General features: G+C 29.4%; 14 protein-coding genes and 1 tRNA gene. 6 read left to right on the top strand and 9 right to left on the bottom strand.

Features of this window, described 5'->3' with window-relative positions:
• Positions 1-54: 54 nt before the first annotated feature.
• The 3 genes from RT575_RS09070 to RT575_RS09060 form a co-directional block, all read right to left on the bottom strand.
• Entirely contained in the window at positions 55-306 is a 252-nt protein-coding gene (locus RT575_RS09070; RefSeq protein ID WP_313377065.1) for a DUF6952 family protein, read from the bottom strand.
• The gene (locus RT575_RS09065) at positions 287-604 is read right to left on the bottom strand and encodes a thioredoxin family protein (protein ID WP_313377061.1); all 318 of its coding nucleotides are present in this window, start codon (positions 602-604) and stop codon (positions 287-289) included. Before RT575_RS09065 ends, RT575_RS09070 begins: the two co-directional genes overlap by 20 nt.
• 162 nt (positions 605-766) lie before the next feature.
• Entirely contained in the window at positions 767-1,393 is a 627-nt protein-coding gene (locus RT575_RS09060; protein ID WP_313386320.1) for a peroxiredoxin, read from the bottom strand.
• Positions 1,394-1,899: 506 nt separating this feature from the next.
• Here RT575_RS09060 and RT575_RS09055 point away from each other — a divergent pair.
• Together RT575_RS09055 and RT575_RS09050 are read left to right on the top strand one after the other, a co-directional pair.
• The gene (locus RT575_RS09055; RefSeq protein WP_313580306.1) at positions 1,900-2,619 is read left to right on the top strand and encodes a GLPGLI family protein; all 720 of its coding nucleotides are present in this window, start codon (positions 1,900-1,902) and stop codon (positions 2,617-2,619) included.
• 149 nt (positions 2,620-2,768) lie between these two features.
• Positions 2,769-2,839, top strand: a tRNA-Gln gene (locus RT575_RS09050).
• Positions 2,840-2,984: 145 nt separating this feature from the next.
• On the opposite strand, the gene RT575_RS09045 is transcribed toward RT575_RS09050, so the two are convergent.
• From RT575_RS09045 to RT575_RS09020, 6 genes are all read right to left on the bottom strand, one after another.
• Entirely contained in the window at positions 2,985-4,400 is a 1,416-nt protein-coding gene (locus tag RT575_RS09045) for a TolC family protein (protein ID WP_313580304.1), read from the bottom strand.
• Positions 4,387-7,542 carry an efflux RND transporter permease subunit gene (locus tag RT575_RS09040; RefSeq protein WP_313580302.1) on the bottom strand — a complete coding sequence of 1,052 codons (3,156 nt, stop codon included), beginning with the start codon at positions 7,540-7,542 and terminating at the stop codon, positions 4,387-4,389. Before RT575_RS09040 ends, RT575_RS09045 begins: the two co-directional genes overlap by 14 nt.
• A 17-nt stretch (positions 7,543-7,559) precedes the next feature.
• Entirely contained in the window at positions 7,560-8,672 is a 1,113-nt protein-coding gene (locus RT575_RS09035; protein ID WP_313580300.1) for an efflux RND transporter periplasmic adaptor subunit, read from the bottom strand.
• Between the two features lie 184 nt (positions 8,673-8,856).
• Entirely contained in the window at positions 8,857-9,189 is a 333-nt protein-coding gene (locus RT575_RS09030) for a multidrug efflux SMR transporter (RefSeq protein ID WP_313386315.1), read from the bottom strand.
• Between the two features lie 13 nt (positions 9,190-9,202).
• Positions 9,203-9,967, bottom strand: a complete 765-nt coding sequence (locus tag RT575_RS09025) for a LytTR family DNA-binding domain-containing protein (RefSeq protein ID WP_313386314.1) — start codon at positions 9,965-9,967, stop codon at positions 9,203-9,205.
• Positions 9,954-11,072 carry a histidine kinase gene (locus RT575_RS09020; protein WP_313386313.1) on the bottom strand — a complete coding sequence of 373 codons (1,119 nt, stop codon included), beginning with the start codon at positions 11,070-11,072 and terminating at the stop codon, positions 9,954-9,956. The genes RT575_RS09025 and RT575_RS09020 overlap by 14 nt, the downstream gene beginning before the upstream one ends.
• Before the next feature lie 318 nt (positions 11,073-11,390).
• Here RT575_RS09020 and RT575_RS09015 point away from each other — a divergent pair, with 318 nt between their 5' ends.
• The 4 genes from RT575_RS09015 (at position 11,391) to RT575_RS09000 (ending at position 17,627) form a co-directional block, all read left to right on the top strand.
• Positions 11,391-11,762 carry a hypothetical protein gene (locus tag RT575_RS09015; protein ID WP_313386312.1) on the top strand — a complete coding sequence of 124 codons (372 nt, stop codon included), beginning with the start codon at positions 11,391-11,393 and terminating at the stop codon, positions 11,760-11,762.
• Positions 11,763-11,876: 114 nt separating this feature from the next.
• Positions 11,877-12,962, top strand: a complete 1,086-nt coding sequence (locus RT575_RS09010; protein WP_313386311.1) for an efflux RND transporter periplasmic adaptor subunit — start codon at positions 11,877-11,879, stop codon at positions 12,960-12,962.
• A gap of 11 nt (positions 12,963-12,973) precedes the next feature.
• Positions 12,974-16,153, top strand: a complete 3,180-nt coding sequence (locus tag RT575_RS09005; RefSeq protein WP_313386310.1) for an efflux RND transporter permease subunit — start codon at positions 12,974-12,976, stop codon at positions 16,151-16,153.
• A complete protein-coding gene (locus RT575_RS09000) occupies positions 16,146-17,627 on the top strand; it encodes a TolC family protein (protein ID WP_313386309.1) in 1,482 nt (493 codons plus the stop codon). The genes RT575_RS09005 and RT575_RS09000 overlap by 8 nt, the downstream gene beginning before the upstream one ends.
• Positions 17,628-17,737: the final 110 nt, after the last annotated feature.

Here is a 17,737-nt window from a genome sequence, read left to right as displayed (position 1 = left end):
ATAGTAAGTATGACTATTGAGTTTTTATATTATTAATGGATTTCATGTTGGTTTCTATTTATCGATAGATCCCATAACTCTTTGCATGAAAGTATTGGCAGCTGTACGCTCGTCCATACCTTCATTATCCATCATATTTTTCATTTCGATTGCTCCACAAATATTAGAGATCATTTCACCGATTACTTCTTGTTCTGGTTCTTTTACCGCAGGAGAATCAGCATAAGCTTCTAATACTTCTAACGTAGTTTCCATTGCTTCAACAGAAACTGTCTTTGCTAAGTTTTTAAAGATTGGTAGTTTCATTGATTAATTCTTTTACAGCTTCAATTTTAGATGCAGTTACTTGTCCAACATTTTGTCCTCCTTTAAATACAGCGAATGTAGGTAAGTTAGGCACATCAGCTAATTTTCTTGATTCAGCTAATTTTTCAGCATCAACATATAAAAATTCAGCTTTTCCATCATATTCTGCTGCTAATTTTTTGAATTTTGGTTTTACTAAACGACAGTTTCCACACCATCCAGCACCATATTGTACAATTACTATATCGTTATCAGCTACTACTTGAGCTAAGTTATCTTGTTCTAATTCTGCAAACATTTTGTTTAATTTTTTAGTTCTAAATTGGATATAAAAAAGGCTGTCTAAGTTATGAGCTTAGTGATTTTTTATTGAAAATGAATTCATTATAAAAACTCCCTGTCAATGTTTTAGACAGCCTCTTATTTTTTGATTAATCAATTAGAAAAATCAATTTATTTTTTAGTGAGATGCTAAGTAAGAAGCAACACCGTCTTTTGTAGCAGACATAGCGTCTTTTCCTTCTTCCCAGTTTGCTGGACAAACTTCACCGTATTTTTCTACGTGTAAAATAGCATCTAATAAACGAACATACTCATCAATATTACGACCTAATGGTAAATCGTTGATTGTTTCGTGACGAACAACTCCATTTTTGTCGATGATGAAAGTTCCACGGTAAGCAACTGGAGCACCTTCGAATTTTAAAGAATCATTTTCTTCATTGTAAACATACTCACCAGCTAAAACTCCATAATCCATAGCAACAGTTTTTGCTAAGTCAGAAATAATTGGGTAAGTAACACCTTGGATTCCTCCATTGTCTTTTGCAGTATTTAACCAAGCTAAATGAGATTCTTCTGAATCGCAAGAAGCACCGATAACGATAGCATCTCTTTTTTCGAATTCAGCTAATTTAGCTTGAAATGCATGTAATTCTGTTGGACAAACAAAAGTAAAATCTTTTGGGTAAAAGAATAAAACGATATTTTTCTCTCCAATTGGTAATGAAAAGTTTTCAACGATTTCATCTCCATCAACTACTGCTGGCACTGTAAATAAAGGTGCTTTTTTTCCTACTAATGACATAATTTTAATTTTTATATTTTATTTTTTAATTACTTGTTTTGTAGAAAAGGTTATTTATTTTCCTTTTTCCTGATACAAATTTATATTGATTTAATGGATTGTCAAGATAAATTCAATTTCTATTTTAGATTGTATTATAAATTTATTTTATAATGTTTTATTTATTAAATTTATTTATTCTATAATCTATTTAAAGCCTTTTGATTTTATAAATTAAATTACTTAATGCTAAGTTACTACTATAAATTTATATACTAAATGATATTTGATATTAAAAATCAGTTAATATTAAGCTTCTTCAAACTTTTTAAAAATATTATTTTGGGAATTGCTTCGCACTATGCCTTCTCGCTATATCTTTTATAAACAATTAAATATGTTTTATAAATAGAAGAATTGTTTATAAAAGGATGCTGCTTCAATCATTACTGCAAAATTATAATTAAAGCAAATTGATTATTTTTAAAATAATAACTTTATATTCACTTAATTACATAAATTAAAGTATGAAAAAATTAATCTTATTTATTTTACCCTTTTGGTTGTTTGCACAAAATGGAATAAAAGTAGAATATGAAGTAAAACAAGAATTTGATAAAAGTAAGTTAAAAAAACTAAGTGCTAAATCACTTGAAATTTTACAAAATTCTGAAAGTAAACGTTATTATTATGAACTATTTGTAAATAAAGATAATTCTAATTTCGTAAAAATAGAACGAATTAACAATGAACAGGTAAAAGGAGCTGCAATTAGTTCGGTTAGTATTACAGGAACTAATATTTATAAAGATTTTGTTACAAACGAATTGTACGAGCAAAATGATATGAAGCCTAAATTATTTGTAAAAGATTCTATACAACATTTTCCTTGGGTATTGTCAAAAGAAGAATCGACTATATTAGGTTATAAAGTTAGAAAAGCAACTTATACTAATCCAACACAAACTGTAGAAGCATGGTATAGTACAGAGCTTCCTTTTCGTGATGGTCCATCTCGTTTTAATGGATTACCAGGATTAATTTTACAAGTTAGTTTTAAATTACCATTTGTTTCAGATATGGATACAAATGTAAGTTTTACTGCAATTGATGTAAAACCTTATGAAGGAAAAATTGAGTTACCAAATAAATCTAAGAAAGTAACAAAAGATGAATTTGAGAAAGAAATGGAGAAAAGTTCTTTTAAATTTAATGGAATTAGAAGTACAGGAGTAGAAAGGAATTAAAAAAGATATTTTTTTTGAAAAATATTTCATCTAAATTTTATTCATTATCAGATTTTTATAAAATTAACTTTAAATAATCTTTAAAAACTTATTAAATTAGTTTTGGAGAATTGAAAAACCTTACTATATTTGCACAGCAATTAAGGGAAAGACCCATGGTGTAACGGTAGCACATCGGTTTTTGGTGCCGCTAGTTGGGGTTCGAATCCCTGTGGGTCTACAAAGCAGAAATGTAATTTTATTACTTTCTGCTTTTTTTATTTTTTATAACATTTATAAAAACAATAAAGCAGTACTATAAAAATAGTACTGCCTAATTGATAGTTTAAAATCTGTTAATTAACAAAAAATATTTAGATAAGAGGTTAATTAATACCTCCGCCTAAAGCTCTATATAAATCAACCTCAGCATTTAATTTTTCTAACGATACATTCACCATTTCTAAATCATTCTGAAGTTTATTATTTTGTGCTGTAATTACTTCAAGATAAGTAGCCATACCATTTTTATATAGTTTTACAGCATCATTTATTCCTTTATCAAGGATATTGGTTTTTTGTTGTAGTAAATCTATTCTTTCCGAAGTTCCTTTTTGCTTTGCTAATGCATCAGAAACTTCATTTACAGCATTCAACATTGTTTGTTTGTAATTTATAACTGTTTTTTCTTGTTCAATGACCGCAGTTTCATATGCTGTTTTAAATTGTCTTTTCTGTAAGATAGGAGCAGCTAAATTTGCTGCAATAGTTTTTGTAAGAGATCCAGGTAAATCAAACCATTGATTAATTTTATAAGAATTAGCTCCTATTTGTGGAGTAAGACTTAAACTAGGATACATTGCAACTTTAGCTAAATTTGTTTTAGAATTTAGACTTATTAAAGTGTATTCTACAGCTTTTAAATCCGGTCTTCTACTTAAAAGTTGAGCCGGAACACCTTCAGAAAGTTTATTATCAGTGAACATCTGTTTTAAAGAATTACTACGTTCAATTTTTTGAGGGTATTCACCACATAAAATACTCAAAGCATTTTCTTGTATAGATATGTTTTGATTTGCTAAAGGAATTAATAATTCAGCTGTTTTCTTTTGAGTTTCTGATTGTTGTATTGCCAAAGAATTAATTTGACCAGCTTTATATTGTAGGTTCATCATCTTTAAATTTGTAGTACTCAATTCAATATTTTGTTCAGCTATTTTAAGCTGTTCATCTAAACTTATTAAATTATAATAAGCTTGAGCTACTTGAACAATAATTCTACTTTTTAGTGCATTTAAATTTTCTTTTTGTGAAAAATAATCAGCTTTGGCTGCTTGTTTTTGTAATTTAGTTTTACCCCAAATATCTGCTTCCCATGATAATTTTAATACAGCACTATAATCATCAATATATTTTGTACCTGTAAATTGTTCTGATAAAGAACCATTAAGACTATTTTTTGAAACCCAATTTCTATTTGCTCCCGCACTAAAATCAACTGTAGGCATAATATTATTTTTAGCTTGTTTATAAACCAAATCTAATTGTTCAATATTTTTTAATGCAGTATTAATTTCATTATTTTTTTCTAGAGATTTTTCTATTAATGATATTAATGTAGGATCTTTAAAAAATGTTTTCCAAGGTAAAACAATAGTATCTCCAGTAACTTGTATCTGTTCCTTATAATTTTCAGGAATATTAAGTTCAGGCTTTTTATATTCACTCCTTGTTGCGCAGGAAATCATTGCTGATGACACTGCGCTAAAAAGAAGCATATTTTTTATATTAAATATTTTCATTTTGTAATTCGTTTTGAATAGTGGATTTTTTAGAAGAAATTTTTTCATCTAAATATTGAAATAGAATATAAAGTATAGGAATTATGAATATTCCTAATAGTACACCACTTAACATTCCCATAGCAGCACTAACACTTATTGATTTATTTCCTGAAGCCATTCCTCCAGCAGATAACATAAGAGGAATCATACCAACGATAAATGCTAATGAGGTCATGATAATAGGTCTTAACCTAGCTTTGGCACCTTCAATTGCAGAATCTAAAATTGATAAACCACTTTTTCTTTTTTGAACAGCAAATTCAACAATTAAGATAGCATTTTTGGCGAGTAACCCAACCAGCATAATAAGTCCTACTTGTACATAAATATTATTATCAAATCCAATTGCTTTTATTCCTAAAAATGCACCAATTACTCCTGTAGGTATAGATAGCATTACAGCTAATGGTAAAACATAACTTTCGTATTGAGCTGATAATAGTAGATAAACGAATAATAAACATAATCCAAAAATAGCTACGGTTTGATTTCCTGATGATTTTTCTTCTAAACTAAGTCCAGTCCATTCGTAACTGTAGTCAGAAGGTAAAGTATCAAGAGTTTTTTCTAATTTCGTGATTAATTCTCCATTACTTACTCCACTTTTTGGAGTAACATTTATTGTTAGAGAATTGTAGAGATTATATCTTCCAACAGATTCAGGTCCATACACTTTTTTAAGATTAATAAGTGTTGTAACAGGAACCATATCTCCATTGTTATTTTTTACGAAAATATCATTAAAAGCATCTTGATCCATTCTAAAAACTCCATCAGCTTTAATATTCACTCGATAAAATTTTCCAAATCGGGAGAAATTTTGAGATTGATCACCAGAAAAATAAGTTTGAATAGTTCCTAATAAATTAGAAACACTTACACCTAACTGTTTTGCTTTATCTTCATCAACTTCAAGTTCTAATTGTGGATAATCTGCTCTAAACATTGTATAAGCAAAAGCAACTTCAGGATTCTGCATAATTTGCCCAATAAGTTGATCTGCCTTTGCTTTTAAAACTTGAGGGTCTCTTCCCATTCTATCTTGAAGAATTATTTCTGCATCATTAGTCATTCCATATCCTTCTACAGGAGGCATTCTAAATGTCATAATACTTCCTTCTTTTATTGTAGATAGTTTTTCGTTGACTAAACTAACAATTTGATCGATATCATGAATTTCACCTCGTTCTTTTTTAGGCTTTAATTTTACGAATCCCATTGCATAAGCAGGACCAGCACTATTATTTAAAAGATTAAACCCTGTAATAGAGGTATTTTCATGTACAGCATCAATTTCTTTAATGATTTTATTAATTTTATTCGAAACTTCTGTCGTTTTATCTAATCCTGTTCCTGGAGGCATACTTAAAGAATACATAAATAAACTATCGTCTTCCATTGGTACAAAACTTTTTGGAGTTGTATTCATTAACCAAACTGAAAAACCTATAATGCCGAGAATTAAACCACTAGAAATCAGTTTGTGGTTAATTAAAAATTTTAAACCACCTAAATAGCGATTCGTCATATTATTGAAACCAATGTTAAACGCATTGGCAAATTTTTTTCCAAATCCTTTTTTTTGTTCGTGAGAATCTCCTGTATGATTGTTTTTTAATAAAACAGCACATAGAGCAGGAGTTAATGTTAATGCATTAACAGCCGATATGATAATGGCAATAGCTAATGTGTAAGCGAATTGTTTATAAAAAAGTCCCGCAGAGCCTTCCATAAAACCAATTGGAATAAATACTGCAGACATTACTAATGTTATGGAAATAACGGCACCAGTAATTTCTCTCATTGATTTATGAGTTGCTTCTTTACCTGTAAGATTCGTACCTTCCATATTACTATGTACAGATTCTACAACAACAATAGCATCATCTACGACAATACCAATAGCAAGTACTAAGGCGAAAAGAGTTAATACATTTATTGTAAATCCGAATACAAGTAAAAAGAAAAATGTACCTATAATTGCAACAGGAACTGCAATTGCAGGGATAATAGTTGATCTGAAATCTTGTAAAAAGATGAAAACAACGATGAAAACAAGAATAAATGCTTCTATTAATGTCGACTTTACTTGACTTGTAGCTTCGTCTAATTTTTCTTTAGTACTAACAACTTTTGAATATTTCACACCAGGAGGAAAAGATTTTGAGAGTTGTTCAATAGATTTATCAATTCCAATTTCTATATCATTAGCATTAGATCCCGTTGTTTGCATAATTGCTACAGTAACAGCATTTTTACCATTTGATAAATTGTCTCCACTATATGAAATTGCTCCAAACTCTACTCTTGCAACATCTTTTAATCGAACGATATTTGTACCATCGTTTTTGATAACAATATTTTCATATTGCTCTGGAACATTTTTTTTCCCTTTATAACGGATAACATATTCTAACGCAGCTTTAGATTCTTCACCTAATTTACCTGGGGCAGATTCTAAACTTTGATCTGCTATTGCATTTGAAACATCAGAAGGAACTAAACCATAAGAAGACATTCTTTGAGGATTTAGCCAAATTCGCATGGAATAATCTTTTGTACCAAAAACTTGAGCTTGACCAACTCCTTTTACTCGTTTTACCTGTGGAATAAGATTAATGTTAGCATAGTTTTGTAAAAACTTTTCATCATATCTACTGTTATCATCAGTATATAGATTAAAAAGCATTACCATACTATTTTGTTGTTTGGAAGTTGTAAGTCCCATTCTTATAACTTCTTGAGGTAAAATAGGTGTAGCTTGTTGTACTCTATTTTGTACGTTTACTGCAGCTTGATCAGCATTAACACCTTGCTTGAATATAATCGAAATAGAGAATGTTCCATCATTACTTGCATTCGATTTTATGTATTGCATATCTTCAACTCCATTAATTTGTTCTTCTAATGGAGTTACTACAGAGCGTATTACTGTTTCACTATTTCCTCCAGGATATGATCCATTAACAGTAATAGTTGGAGGAGAGATATCAGGAAAACGTGTTACTGGTAATCTATCTAGCCCTATAACTCCTAAAATTACAATAATTAAAGAAATAACTGTAGCAAGTACAGGACGATCTATTATTTTTTTTAACATCTTATTTTTTCTAAATATTATTTATTATTAGGAGCAACTAGAGCGTTATCTGTAAGTTCATCTAATCTATTTATAGCTATTTTATCACCAGCTTTAACTCCCTTATTTACAAAATAGAATTCAGTGTTACCTCCAGATATATCAATTGGTAACATTTTTACTTTGTTATTTTTATCTAGTTTATAAATGAATAATTTATCCTGTATATCTTTTACAGCAGTTTTAGGTACTTGAATCACATTATCTACTTGTTGATGAAGAATAACTTTTGCTGTTGCTCCTGATCGTAATAAATTATTTGGATTAGAGAATACAGCCTTTAATTGAATACTCCCTGTATTTTTATCAAAATTACCACTGGCACTTTCTAATTTACCCTTGTTATCATAAGTAGAACCATCAGCTAATAATAATTCAATAGTATTAGTAATATTGTTCGAAGAGTTGATAAATCGATTATAAGAGATAAATTGAGCTTCATTCATAGAAAAATATACATTAACAGTATTGATATTTGATAAAGTAGTGAGTGCATTTGTATCACTAGCTCCAACTAAATTTCCAATTCTGTTAGGAATACGTCCTATGTAACCACTTATAGGAGCTTTTATATACGTAAAATCAGCATTAATTTTTGATGTTCCTAAGGCTGCTTTTGCTTGAGCAACTTGTGCTAATGCTCCTTGATAATTTGCTTCAGCAGTTTTTAATTGAACATCAGAAACAACATTTCCCTCTACCAAAGGTTTTAGTTTTTCAACCTCTAATTTTGTGTTTGCTAAGTTTGCTAATGCTACTTTAAGAGATGCATCACTATTCTTTACCTGTTCTTCATAAATAGTAGGTGTTATTCTGAATAAAGTTTGGCCTTGAGTAACATATTGACCTTCTTTTATATATACTTTTTCTAGATAACCATTTACTTGTGCTTTAATTTCTACATTATCTTGACCTTCTATACTTCCAGGATAAGCTGTAGGAATATCTACATTTTCTAATTTTAGTTGAATAAAGTCAGTAGGTAATGCTGATACTTGAGATATATTTTCTTGTTCATTTTTGGATGTACAAGAAAATAATGATGTAGTTATAGAAAAAGATACTATCAAATATCCTACTTTGTAGTTCATAATATTTTTATTTAATTATGTACAAAGTAAATTAGAGAAGTGAGCTTTTTAATTAAGAAATGGAGTGAAACGGAAATTTTTGAAGTTAAAACGTAAAATGAGAGGAATGAAAATTACTAAAATTATAACATAAAAGAGAATATTTTTTATTATAAACATTCATTCATAAACCAATGATTTGTTTTTAATGACCCGCAGATTTAGAAAAAACATTGATTATTATTACACCTATAACAATTAATAGAATACCTAAAATAGCAGGTAAGTCGAGTTTTTCTTTATAAACAAAATATCCGACACAAGAAATAATTACAATTCCTACTGCAGACCATATTGCATAAGCTATGCCAATAGGAATTACTTTAATTGCTAAAGTTAAAAAGTAAAATGAAGATGACATAGCAATAACAAAAATGATAGTTTGTATTGGTTTAGTAAAACCATTTGAAGCTTTCAAAAAAGAAGTAGCAATAGATTCACAAATAATAGCGCAAGCTAAAAAAAGATAATTTTTCATGATTAATTATTTTTTAATAATCCATCCAAGATTTAAAAGAAGATGCTTTTTCTCTACTTATTAATATTTCTACTTCTGGATGTTTTTTTAATTCAAGTTTTAATTTTCCATTAAAATGATTAAAAACATTTTTAACAGAATTAATATTTATAATAAATTGTCTATTAGCTCTAAAAAATAATTTTGGATCTAATTGTTTTTCTAATTCTTCTAACGTTTGAGAAATAATTTCCGCTTTATCATTTGTTAAAAAAGCTTTATTAATCCCTAATTCTGTTTGAAAATACAATATATCTTCTGTTAAAAGGGTTGTATATCCGTCTTTTTTTGCTAAAAGAAATCGTTTCCTATAATCTTTAGGTTGGATGTAATTCAATAGCCCCTCGAAAGTAGCTCCTAAAATAGGAATGGTTTCAATAAAACTTTCATATTTTTTTAATGCAAATTCTAATTCTTCTTCTTCAATTGGTTTTAGTAAATAATCAATACTATTGTATTTAAATGCTTTTACAGCATATTCATCATAAGCAGTTGTAAATATTACAGGGCTTTTTATTTCGTATTTGTTGAAGATTTCGAAACTTAAACCATCAGAAAGACGAATATCCATCATTATTAAATCAGGTGAAATATTTTTATTTAACCATTCTACGGTTGATGAAATAGAATCTTCTACACTTAAAATCTCAATATTTGGTCTCAAATGAAGTAATATTCTTTTCAATCGATCTGCATTTGGTTTCTCATCTTCTACAATAAGAATATTATTTATTTTCATAGAGAGGAATTTTTGCAATAAATTCTGTAGTTGTTTTGTTTATTATTGGCAATCTTTCACCAAGAAATTCAAATCTATTTATAATGTTTTGAATTCCAATGCCAGGTGATTCATTCTTATTTATAAGAGGAATTAAAATATTACTTACTACAAGATATTTATCTTCAGTCGTATATATATTTATTTTTAAAGGATTTAATTTTGAAGTTTGATTATGTTTTAAAGCATTTTCAACTAAAAATTGTAGAGCTAAAGGAGGAATAAGATATTCTTTAAATTTTTCATGAATAGTAATTTCAAAATTAACACCTTCACCAATTCTTTTAGTTGTAAGGTAGATGTAAGAATGCAAGAATTTTAATTCTTCCTTTAATGTTATGACATCTTTTTTTGAGTTAACAAGCAGATAACGATATACTTTTGCAAAACTTTCAGAATATTCATAACCCAGTTGTTGATCTTCTAAAATTAATTCTGATAAAACACTTAGATTATTAAAAATAAAATGAGGATCAATTTGTAATTTTAATGCTTGTAATTCAGCAGACATAGCTGCTCGTTTATGTTCAGAAGCTTTTAGTTTATGTTCACTAACTTGTATTACTGTTTCTTTCCAACTTTTTAAAAGAAAATCAATTGTATTAAAAGTACTAATCAATAAAGCAATTACAATATTTGTAGCAATCCATTGTCCAAGTAAAGAATATTCTTTTCGAACATCTAATTTTGGTAAGTCATGACAGATATCTTCGAAAAATGAATTAATTATTAGTACAATTAATATACTTCCTATAATTTGAAGTGTACATTGTATTAATAAATGTTTTATAGTTCTGTTATCCCAAGGAAGATATTTATTTAAAAAATGATCAATATAAATACTGACTTCAGAGATTATAATTGAAAAAAATAATCCCCAAAGAAATTCATTAAAAACATTTTTAAAGGGCATCTTTAAATAATCTGACCAAATAGGATCAAGAGGATCCATCAAATAAACAAAAACATAAAAAGTAATAATAGCAACAGTCCATATTATCAATCTTTTTTTAGCAAAGCTTGTAAATTTATTTTCTGATGATAATATTGTATTGTATGTATTCATTATAATTTAATAGGTCAGAATTATTAATGTAAATATAGAAATTGATTTATGAATAATTGTTTCATTTTATATTGAGCCTGCAAAAAATAAGCTTGAAGTGTCATATTTTATTTTTGAAATGATTTTAATAAATAGTCTTTTTTTAAAATATTTAAATTATTTAACTTTATTTTAAGCTAATATGTTTTGTTTATTTTTCTTCTTTTTAGTTATTTTGTTGACTGAATGAAAAAGAATTTTAGAAAATATTTGTTTATTTTATCACTCGTGATGCTTGCCATAGTAAATTGGCATCTCGAGATTTCACATTTTAAGAATGTGAACGATAATCTTACGCAAAGAAGTTTTTCTAAATTTCAAGGTTTTTTCGATTCTAGTACTTCGACGTTTCAATTACAAAATACTTTTACAAACTGTAAAACTAATACCCATACTCAATATAAGAATTCTTATATTGATCGTCATCACTCTAATACTGAATTTTTAGAGAATGAAACTGAAATAGAAGATTCTAACATCCTTCCAAGAAGAGATGTGGATATTTTCTTCAAAACAAATGTATGGAAAGTATTGTTTGCATTTTTGAATGACTTTTATAGTCAACAAAGTGCAGTTTTTCTTACACACAATCTTTCTATCAACAAATCAACTGATGGTCTATACATAGAGTATAGAGTTTTCAGAATATGATTTAAACAACTTTTATTTCAGTAAAAAGTTTACAGTGTTCGTAAAGTTACGATCACCAAAAAATTATTTTCAAAAAAAATTATCATTAAAAACTATTGTTAAATAATTATCACTATGGTTAAGAAAAGCCTTATGGTCGTAAGTGTTTGTGCTTCATTATTTTTTGTAAGTTGCAACTCTGGTAAAGAAAAAAAAGAAGCTCCAGTGGAGTTTAAAGTTACAAGTCCTTTAGTACAGGATACTTTGATTGATAAAAACTATGTAGCTCAAATTCGTTCAATCAATCATATTGAATTGAGAGCTCAGGAACGTGGTTACATTCAGAACATTTATGTAGATGAAGGTCAATTTGTAAAAAAAGGACAATTATTATTTAAAATAATGCCTAATTTATATCAAGCAGATGTAAATAAAACAAAAGCAGAAGCTAGATATGCAGAAATAGAATATAATAATACAAAAAGTTTATCTGAAAAGGATATCGTTGCTCCTCAAGAAATGGCAATGGCTAAAGCTAAATTAGAAAAAGCAAGAGCTGAGGTTTCAGAATCAAGTACACATCTTCAATTCACTGATGTTAGAGCTCCTTTTGATGGAATTGTAGGTAGATTTCATGTAAGAAAAGGAAGTTTAGTAGATGATGGAGACTTATTAACAGAATTATCAGATAACAGTAAAATGTGGGTTTACTTCAATGTTCCAGAAGCAGAGTATTTAAACCAAATGAATCATAAAAGTGATGATGGTTTCTTACATGTAAAACTTCAGCTAGCGAATGGAGAAATGTACAAAAGAGATGGTATTGTTGAAACAATTGAATCAGATTTCAATAATGAAACTGGTAATATTGCATACAGAGCAACTTTCTTGAATCCAGAAAAACTTTTACGTTATGGAGAAACAGGAAATATTGTTATTACAACTCCATACCCACACGCAATTATGATTCCTCAAAAAGCTACATTCGAAGAATTAGATAAAAAATATGTTTATGTTATTACTAAAGATAACGTAGTAAAATCAAGAGAAGTTACAGTTGCTGCTGAATTACCACACATATATATAATTTCTAAAGGATTAGCACAAGGAGATAGAATTTTATTAGAAGGGTTGAGAATGGTTCAAGAGAATCAAAAAATATCTTCTAAATTCTTAGATCCTAAAAAAGTAATGTCTGATTTAGAATTATATTCTGAATAAAACCGATTAATATGTTTAAAAAAATAATACATCGACCGGTTTTTGCGATTGTAATATCGGTCATTATAGTCTTCGTTGGTTTACTTGCTATTGAGCAGTTACCAACCGAACAGTTTCCTCAAATTGCTCCAACAACAGTATCTGTGTCTATTGCATATCCTGGAGCGAGTTCTGAGGTATTAGTAAAATCATCTTTGATTACCATAGAAAATGCCATTAATGGTGTACAAGGAATGAGATATATGACAACAGATGCTACCAGTGCTGGGGAAGCAACTTTGAGTGTAATCTTTGATCCAGGTACCGACTCCAATATGGCAACCGTTTTGGTTAAAACCAGAGTGGATCAGGTAATGTCATTACTACCTGAACTTGTACAAAAAGAAGGGGTTATTGTGCAACCTGTACAGCCAAGTATGTTAATGTACGTTAACCTTTACAGTACAAATAAAAGTATGGATGAAAAATTTCTTTACAATTATGCTACTGTAAATGTTATACCAGAGGTTAACCGTATTCCTGGTATTGCAAGATCTCAAATTTTAGGAATGAGAAGATATGCAATGCGTATTTGGTTAAATCCTGAAAGAATGAGAGCTTATGATATTTCGGTTGAAGAAGTAACTAAAGCGGTAGGAGAACAAAGTATCATTGGACGACCTGGTCGTTTAGGACAAAGTTCTGGTATTGCTGCTCAATCATTAGAATATGTACTTACTTACAAAGGTCAATATACAACTCCTGAAGAATATGGTAATATTATCATAAGAGCAAACGCTCAAGGTGAAAACCTAAAACTAAAAGATATTGCAAAAGTTGAATTAGGAAGTGAATTCTTCGATATTTATTCAAACTTAGATGGTCACCCATCAGCATCAATTGTAATGAAACAAAATTATGGAAGTAATGCGAGTGATGTAATTAAAGGAATTAAAGAAAAAATGGAGGAACTTAAAAAAGATTTCCCTCCAGGAGTTGATTATAAAATTAGTTATGACGTTTCTAAATTCTTAGATGCTTCTGTAGAACAAGTAGTTCATACATTAAGAGATGCATTTATATTAGTTGCAATAGTTGTATTTATTTTCTTAGGGGATTGGCGTTCTACATTAATTCCTATTATAGCTGTACCAGTTTCATTAATTGGAGCTTTCTTCATTATGAAAGCATGTGGTCTAACAATAAATCTTGTAACACTATTTGCCCTCGTACTTGCAATTGGTATTGTTGTCGATGACGCGATTGTTGTTGTGGAAGCTGTACACGCCAAGATGGAGGAGAAGAATTTATCTCCATTTAAAGCTGTACAAGAAGTAATGGGAGAAATTTCTGGTGCGATTATAGCAATTACAGCAGTAATGGTATCTGTATTTTTACCAATATCATTCATGTCAGGACCAGTTGGTACATTCTTTAGACAGTTTTCTATTACAATGGCTAGTTCTATTGTTATTTCTGCACTTATTGCACTTACATTAACACCAGTATTGTGTGCAATGTTGTTGAAGAACAATCATGGTAAACCAAAGAAAGTTACTTTGTTCACAAGATTTATGGATAGCTTCAATAGAGGTTTTGATAAATTAACAGGTGTTTATGCATCTTTATTACGTAAAATTGTTAACAGAAGATTTGTAACTTGGACTGTACTTCTTATTTTCTGTGCTGGTATATTTTATGTGAGTAAAGTATTACCAGGAGGTTTCATTCCTACAGAGGATCAAGGAACAATTTATGCAATTATCCAAACACCTCCAGGTTCAACATTAGAACAAACAAATAAAGTATCTAGAGCTTTACAGGGAATAGCAGAAAAAATAGAAGGAGTAGAAACAGTTTCTTCATTAGCTGGTTACGAGATTATGACAGAAGGTAGGGGATCAAATGCTGGTACGTGTTTGATTAACTTAAAGCCTTGGGATGAAAGAACTCATGATGTAAAACAGGTGATGGAAGAATTAGAAGAAAAATCTAAAGGTTTAGGAGCTACAATAGAATTCTTTGAGCCACCAGCAGTTCCTGGTTTTGGTTCATCAGGAGGTTTCTCTATGCGTTTATTAGATATGAATAAAGAAACTGATTATCAGGATTTTGATAAGGTTAATAAAAATTTCATGGCTGAATTAAAGAAACGTAAAGAACTAACTGGTGTATTTACATTCTTTGCAGCTAACTATCCACAATATGAATTAGTTTTTGATAACGCAGCAGCAATGCAGAAAGGGGTGTCAATCGGTAAAGCGATGGATAACTTAAATATCTTAATAGGTAGTACATATGATCAAGGTTTCATCCGTTTTGGACAATTTTTTAAAGTGTATGTTCAAGCATCACCAGAATTTAGAAAATTACCAACTGATGTTATGAAGCTTTATGTGAAAAATGACCGTGATGAAATGGTACCTTATTCATCATTCATGACAATGAAGAAGAAACAAGGTCCTAATGAGATTACACGTTATAACATGTACAATTCTGCTGCAATTAGAGGTTTACCAGCTGATGGGTATACAACAGCTGATGCAATTAAAGCAATAAACGAAACAGCAGCAGCAACTTTACCTCATGGTTATAAAGTAGCTTGGGAAGGTTTATCGTATGATGAGTCGAGAAGAGGAAATGAAGCAATTTATATTTTCATTGTAGTATTAGTATTCGTTTATTTAGTATTAGCTGCACAATATGAGAGTTTCATTATGCCATTAGCTGTAATTACATCTTTACCAGTAGGTATATTTGGTTCATTCTTCCTATTGAAAGCAATGGGATTAGAAAATGATATTTATGCTCAGGTAGGACTTATTATGCTTGTTGGTTTATTAGGTAAAAATGCCGTACTGATTGTAGAGTTTGCTGTACAAAGAAGACAAGAAGGCTTGTCTATTTTTGAAGCAGCTATTGAAGGAGCTCAAGTTCGTTTCCGTCCTATCTTAATGACATCATTTGCATTCGTAGCAGGTATGATACCATTAGTTTTAGCACATGGAGCAGGTGCAATTGGTAACCATACAATTGGTGCTTCTGCAATGGGAGGTATGATTTTCGGTACAGTATTCGGTATTATAATCATTCCTGGATTGTACTACATATTTGCTAAATGGGCAGATGGTAGAAAAATGTTACAAGATGGTAGCGACCAACATGAAGAGGAAGAATCACCACTAAGCGAAGACATTATTCATTATGATTAAAAACAAATTACATTTGTATGCAGGCGCAGCCTGCATACTAATTGCTCTAGGAGCATGTAAATCAATAGATATACCTCAAAAAGAGGAGAATAAAAATGTGCCAGAATCTTATGGAACTGACACAGCAAATGATAGTATTAATACAGCTAAGCTAACTTGGGATCATTTTTTTACCGATCCTAACTTACAATCTTTAATACAAACAGCATTACAAAATAATCAGGAATTAAATATCACTTTACAAGAAGTAGAAATTTCTAAAAATGAAATTCGTGCAAAAAAAGGTGAATATTTACCTTCTTTAGGTGTAAAAGCTGGAGTAGGAATGGATAAAGTTAGCCGATATACAAATATCGGAGCAATGGAAGCTACTACAGATATAAAGCCAGGGAAAGAAATGCCAGATCCTCTTTTTGATATGGGAGTTGGAGCGTATGCAAATTGGGAAACTGATATTTGGGGTAAGTTACATAATGCTAAAAGAGCTCAAGTTCAACGTTATCTTGGAACAATTGAAGGAAGAAATTTCATGGTTACAAATATAATCGGAGAAATAGCAGATGCTTATTATGAACTTCTTGCATTAGATAATGAATTACAAATTGTTCAAGACAATATAAAAATTCAAAGTGATGCATTAAATGTTGTAAAACTTTTAAAACAATCTGCTAGAAGTAATGAACTTGCTGTGAAAAGATTTGAAGCTCAGGTTCTTAAAACTAAAAGTATGCAATATGATATTCAACAAGAAATTGTAGAAGCAGAAAATAGAATTAACTTTTTAGTAGGTAGATATCCACAACATGTAGAACGATCTAAAGATAGTTTTGATAATTTAGTTCCGCAAGCAGTTTATGCTGGATTACCTTCTGATTTATTAGAAAATAGACCAGACATAAAATCAGCAGAGTATGAATTAGCTGCTACTAAATTAGATATAAAATCTGCTAAAGCAAGGTTTTATCCATCTGTAGGTATTTCTGCTGGAATAGGATATCAAGCTTTTGATCCAGGTTATTTAGTTAACCCTAAATCTCTACTTTATAATTTAGTAGGTGATTTAGTTGCTCCTGTATTAAATAGAAATGCAATTAAAGCAGCTTATTATAATGCGAATGCAAAACAAATACAGGCTGTTTATCATTACGAACAATCTATTTTAAATGCATATATAGAGGTCGCAAATCAATTAGCTAAAATCAAAAACTTACAAGGTAGTTATGATTTAAAATCTCAAGAAGTTGATGCTTTAGTTAAATCAATTGGTATTTCAAATGATTTATTCAAGTATGCAAGAGCAGATTATATGGAAGTTCTTTTAACTCAGAGAGATGCTTTAGAAGCTAAATTTGAGTTAGTTGAAACAAAAGTAAATCAATTAAAAACTACAGTTGCAGTTTATAAAGCCTTAGGAGGAGGTTGGGATCAACAACCTTTGGTAAATCCTGATACAAAAAAAGATACCAATAAATAATTTTAAATATTCTAGTTGATAAATAGGGTAAGGTCGTATGTAACTTACCCTATTTTCTTTTATAAAATATTCTCATAATATTTATTGATTATTATCTGATTAATTATTTT

The sequence above is a fragment of the Chishuiella sp. genome (genome assembly GCF_032109125.1).
In the GTDB taxonomy this organism is placed as follows: Bacteria; Bacteroidota; Bacteroidia; order Flavobacteriales; family Weeksellaceae; genus Empedobacter.
The sequence above is the reverse complement of the archived record's forward strand: the minus strand, read 5'-3'. Positions and strand labels throughout refer to the sequence as shown.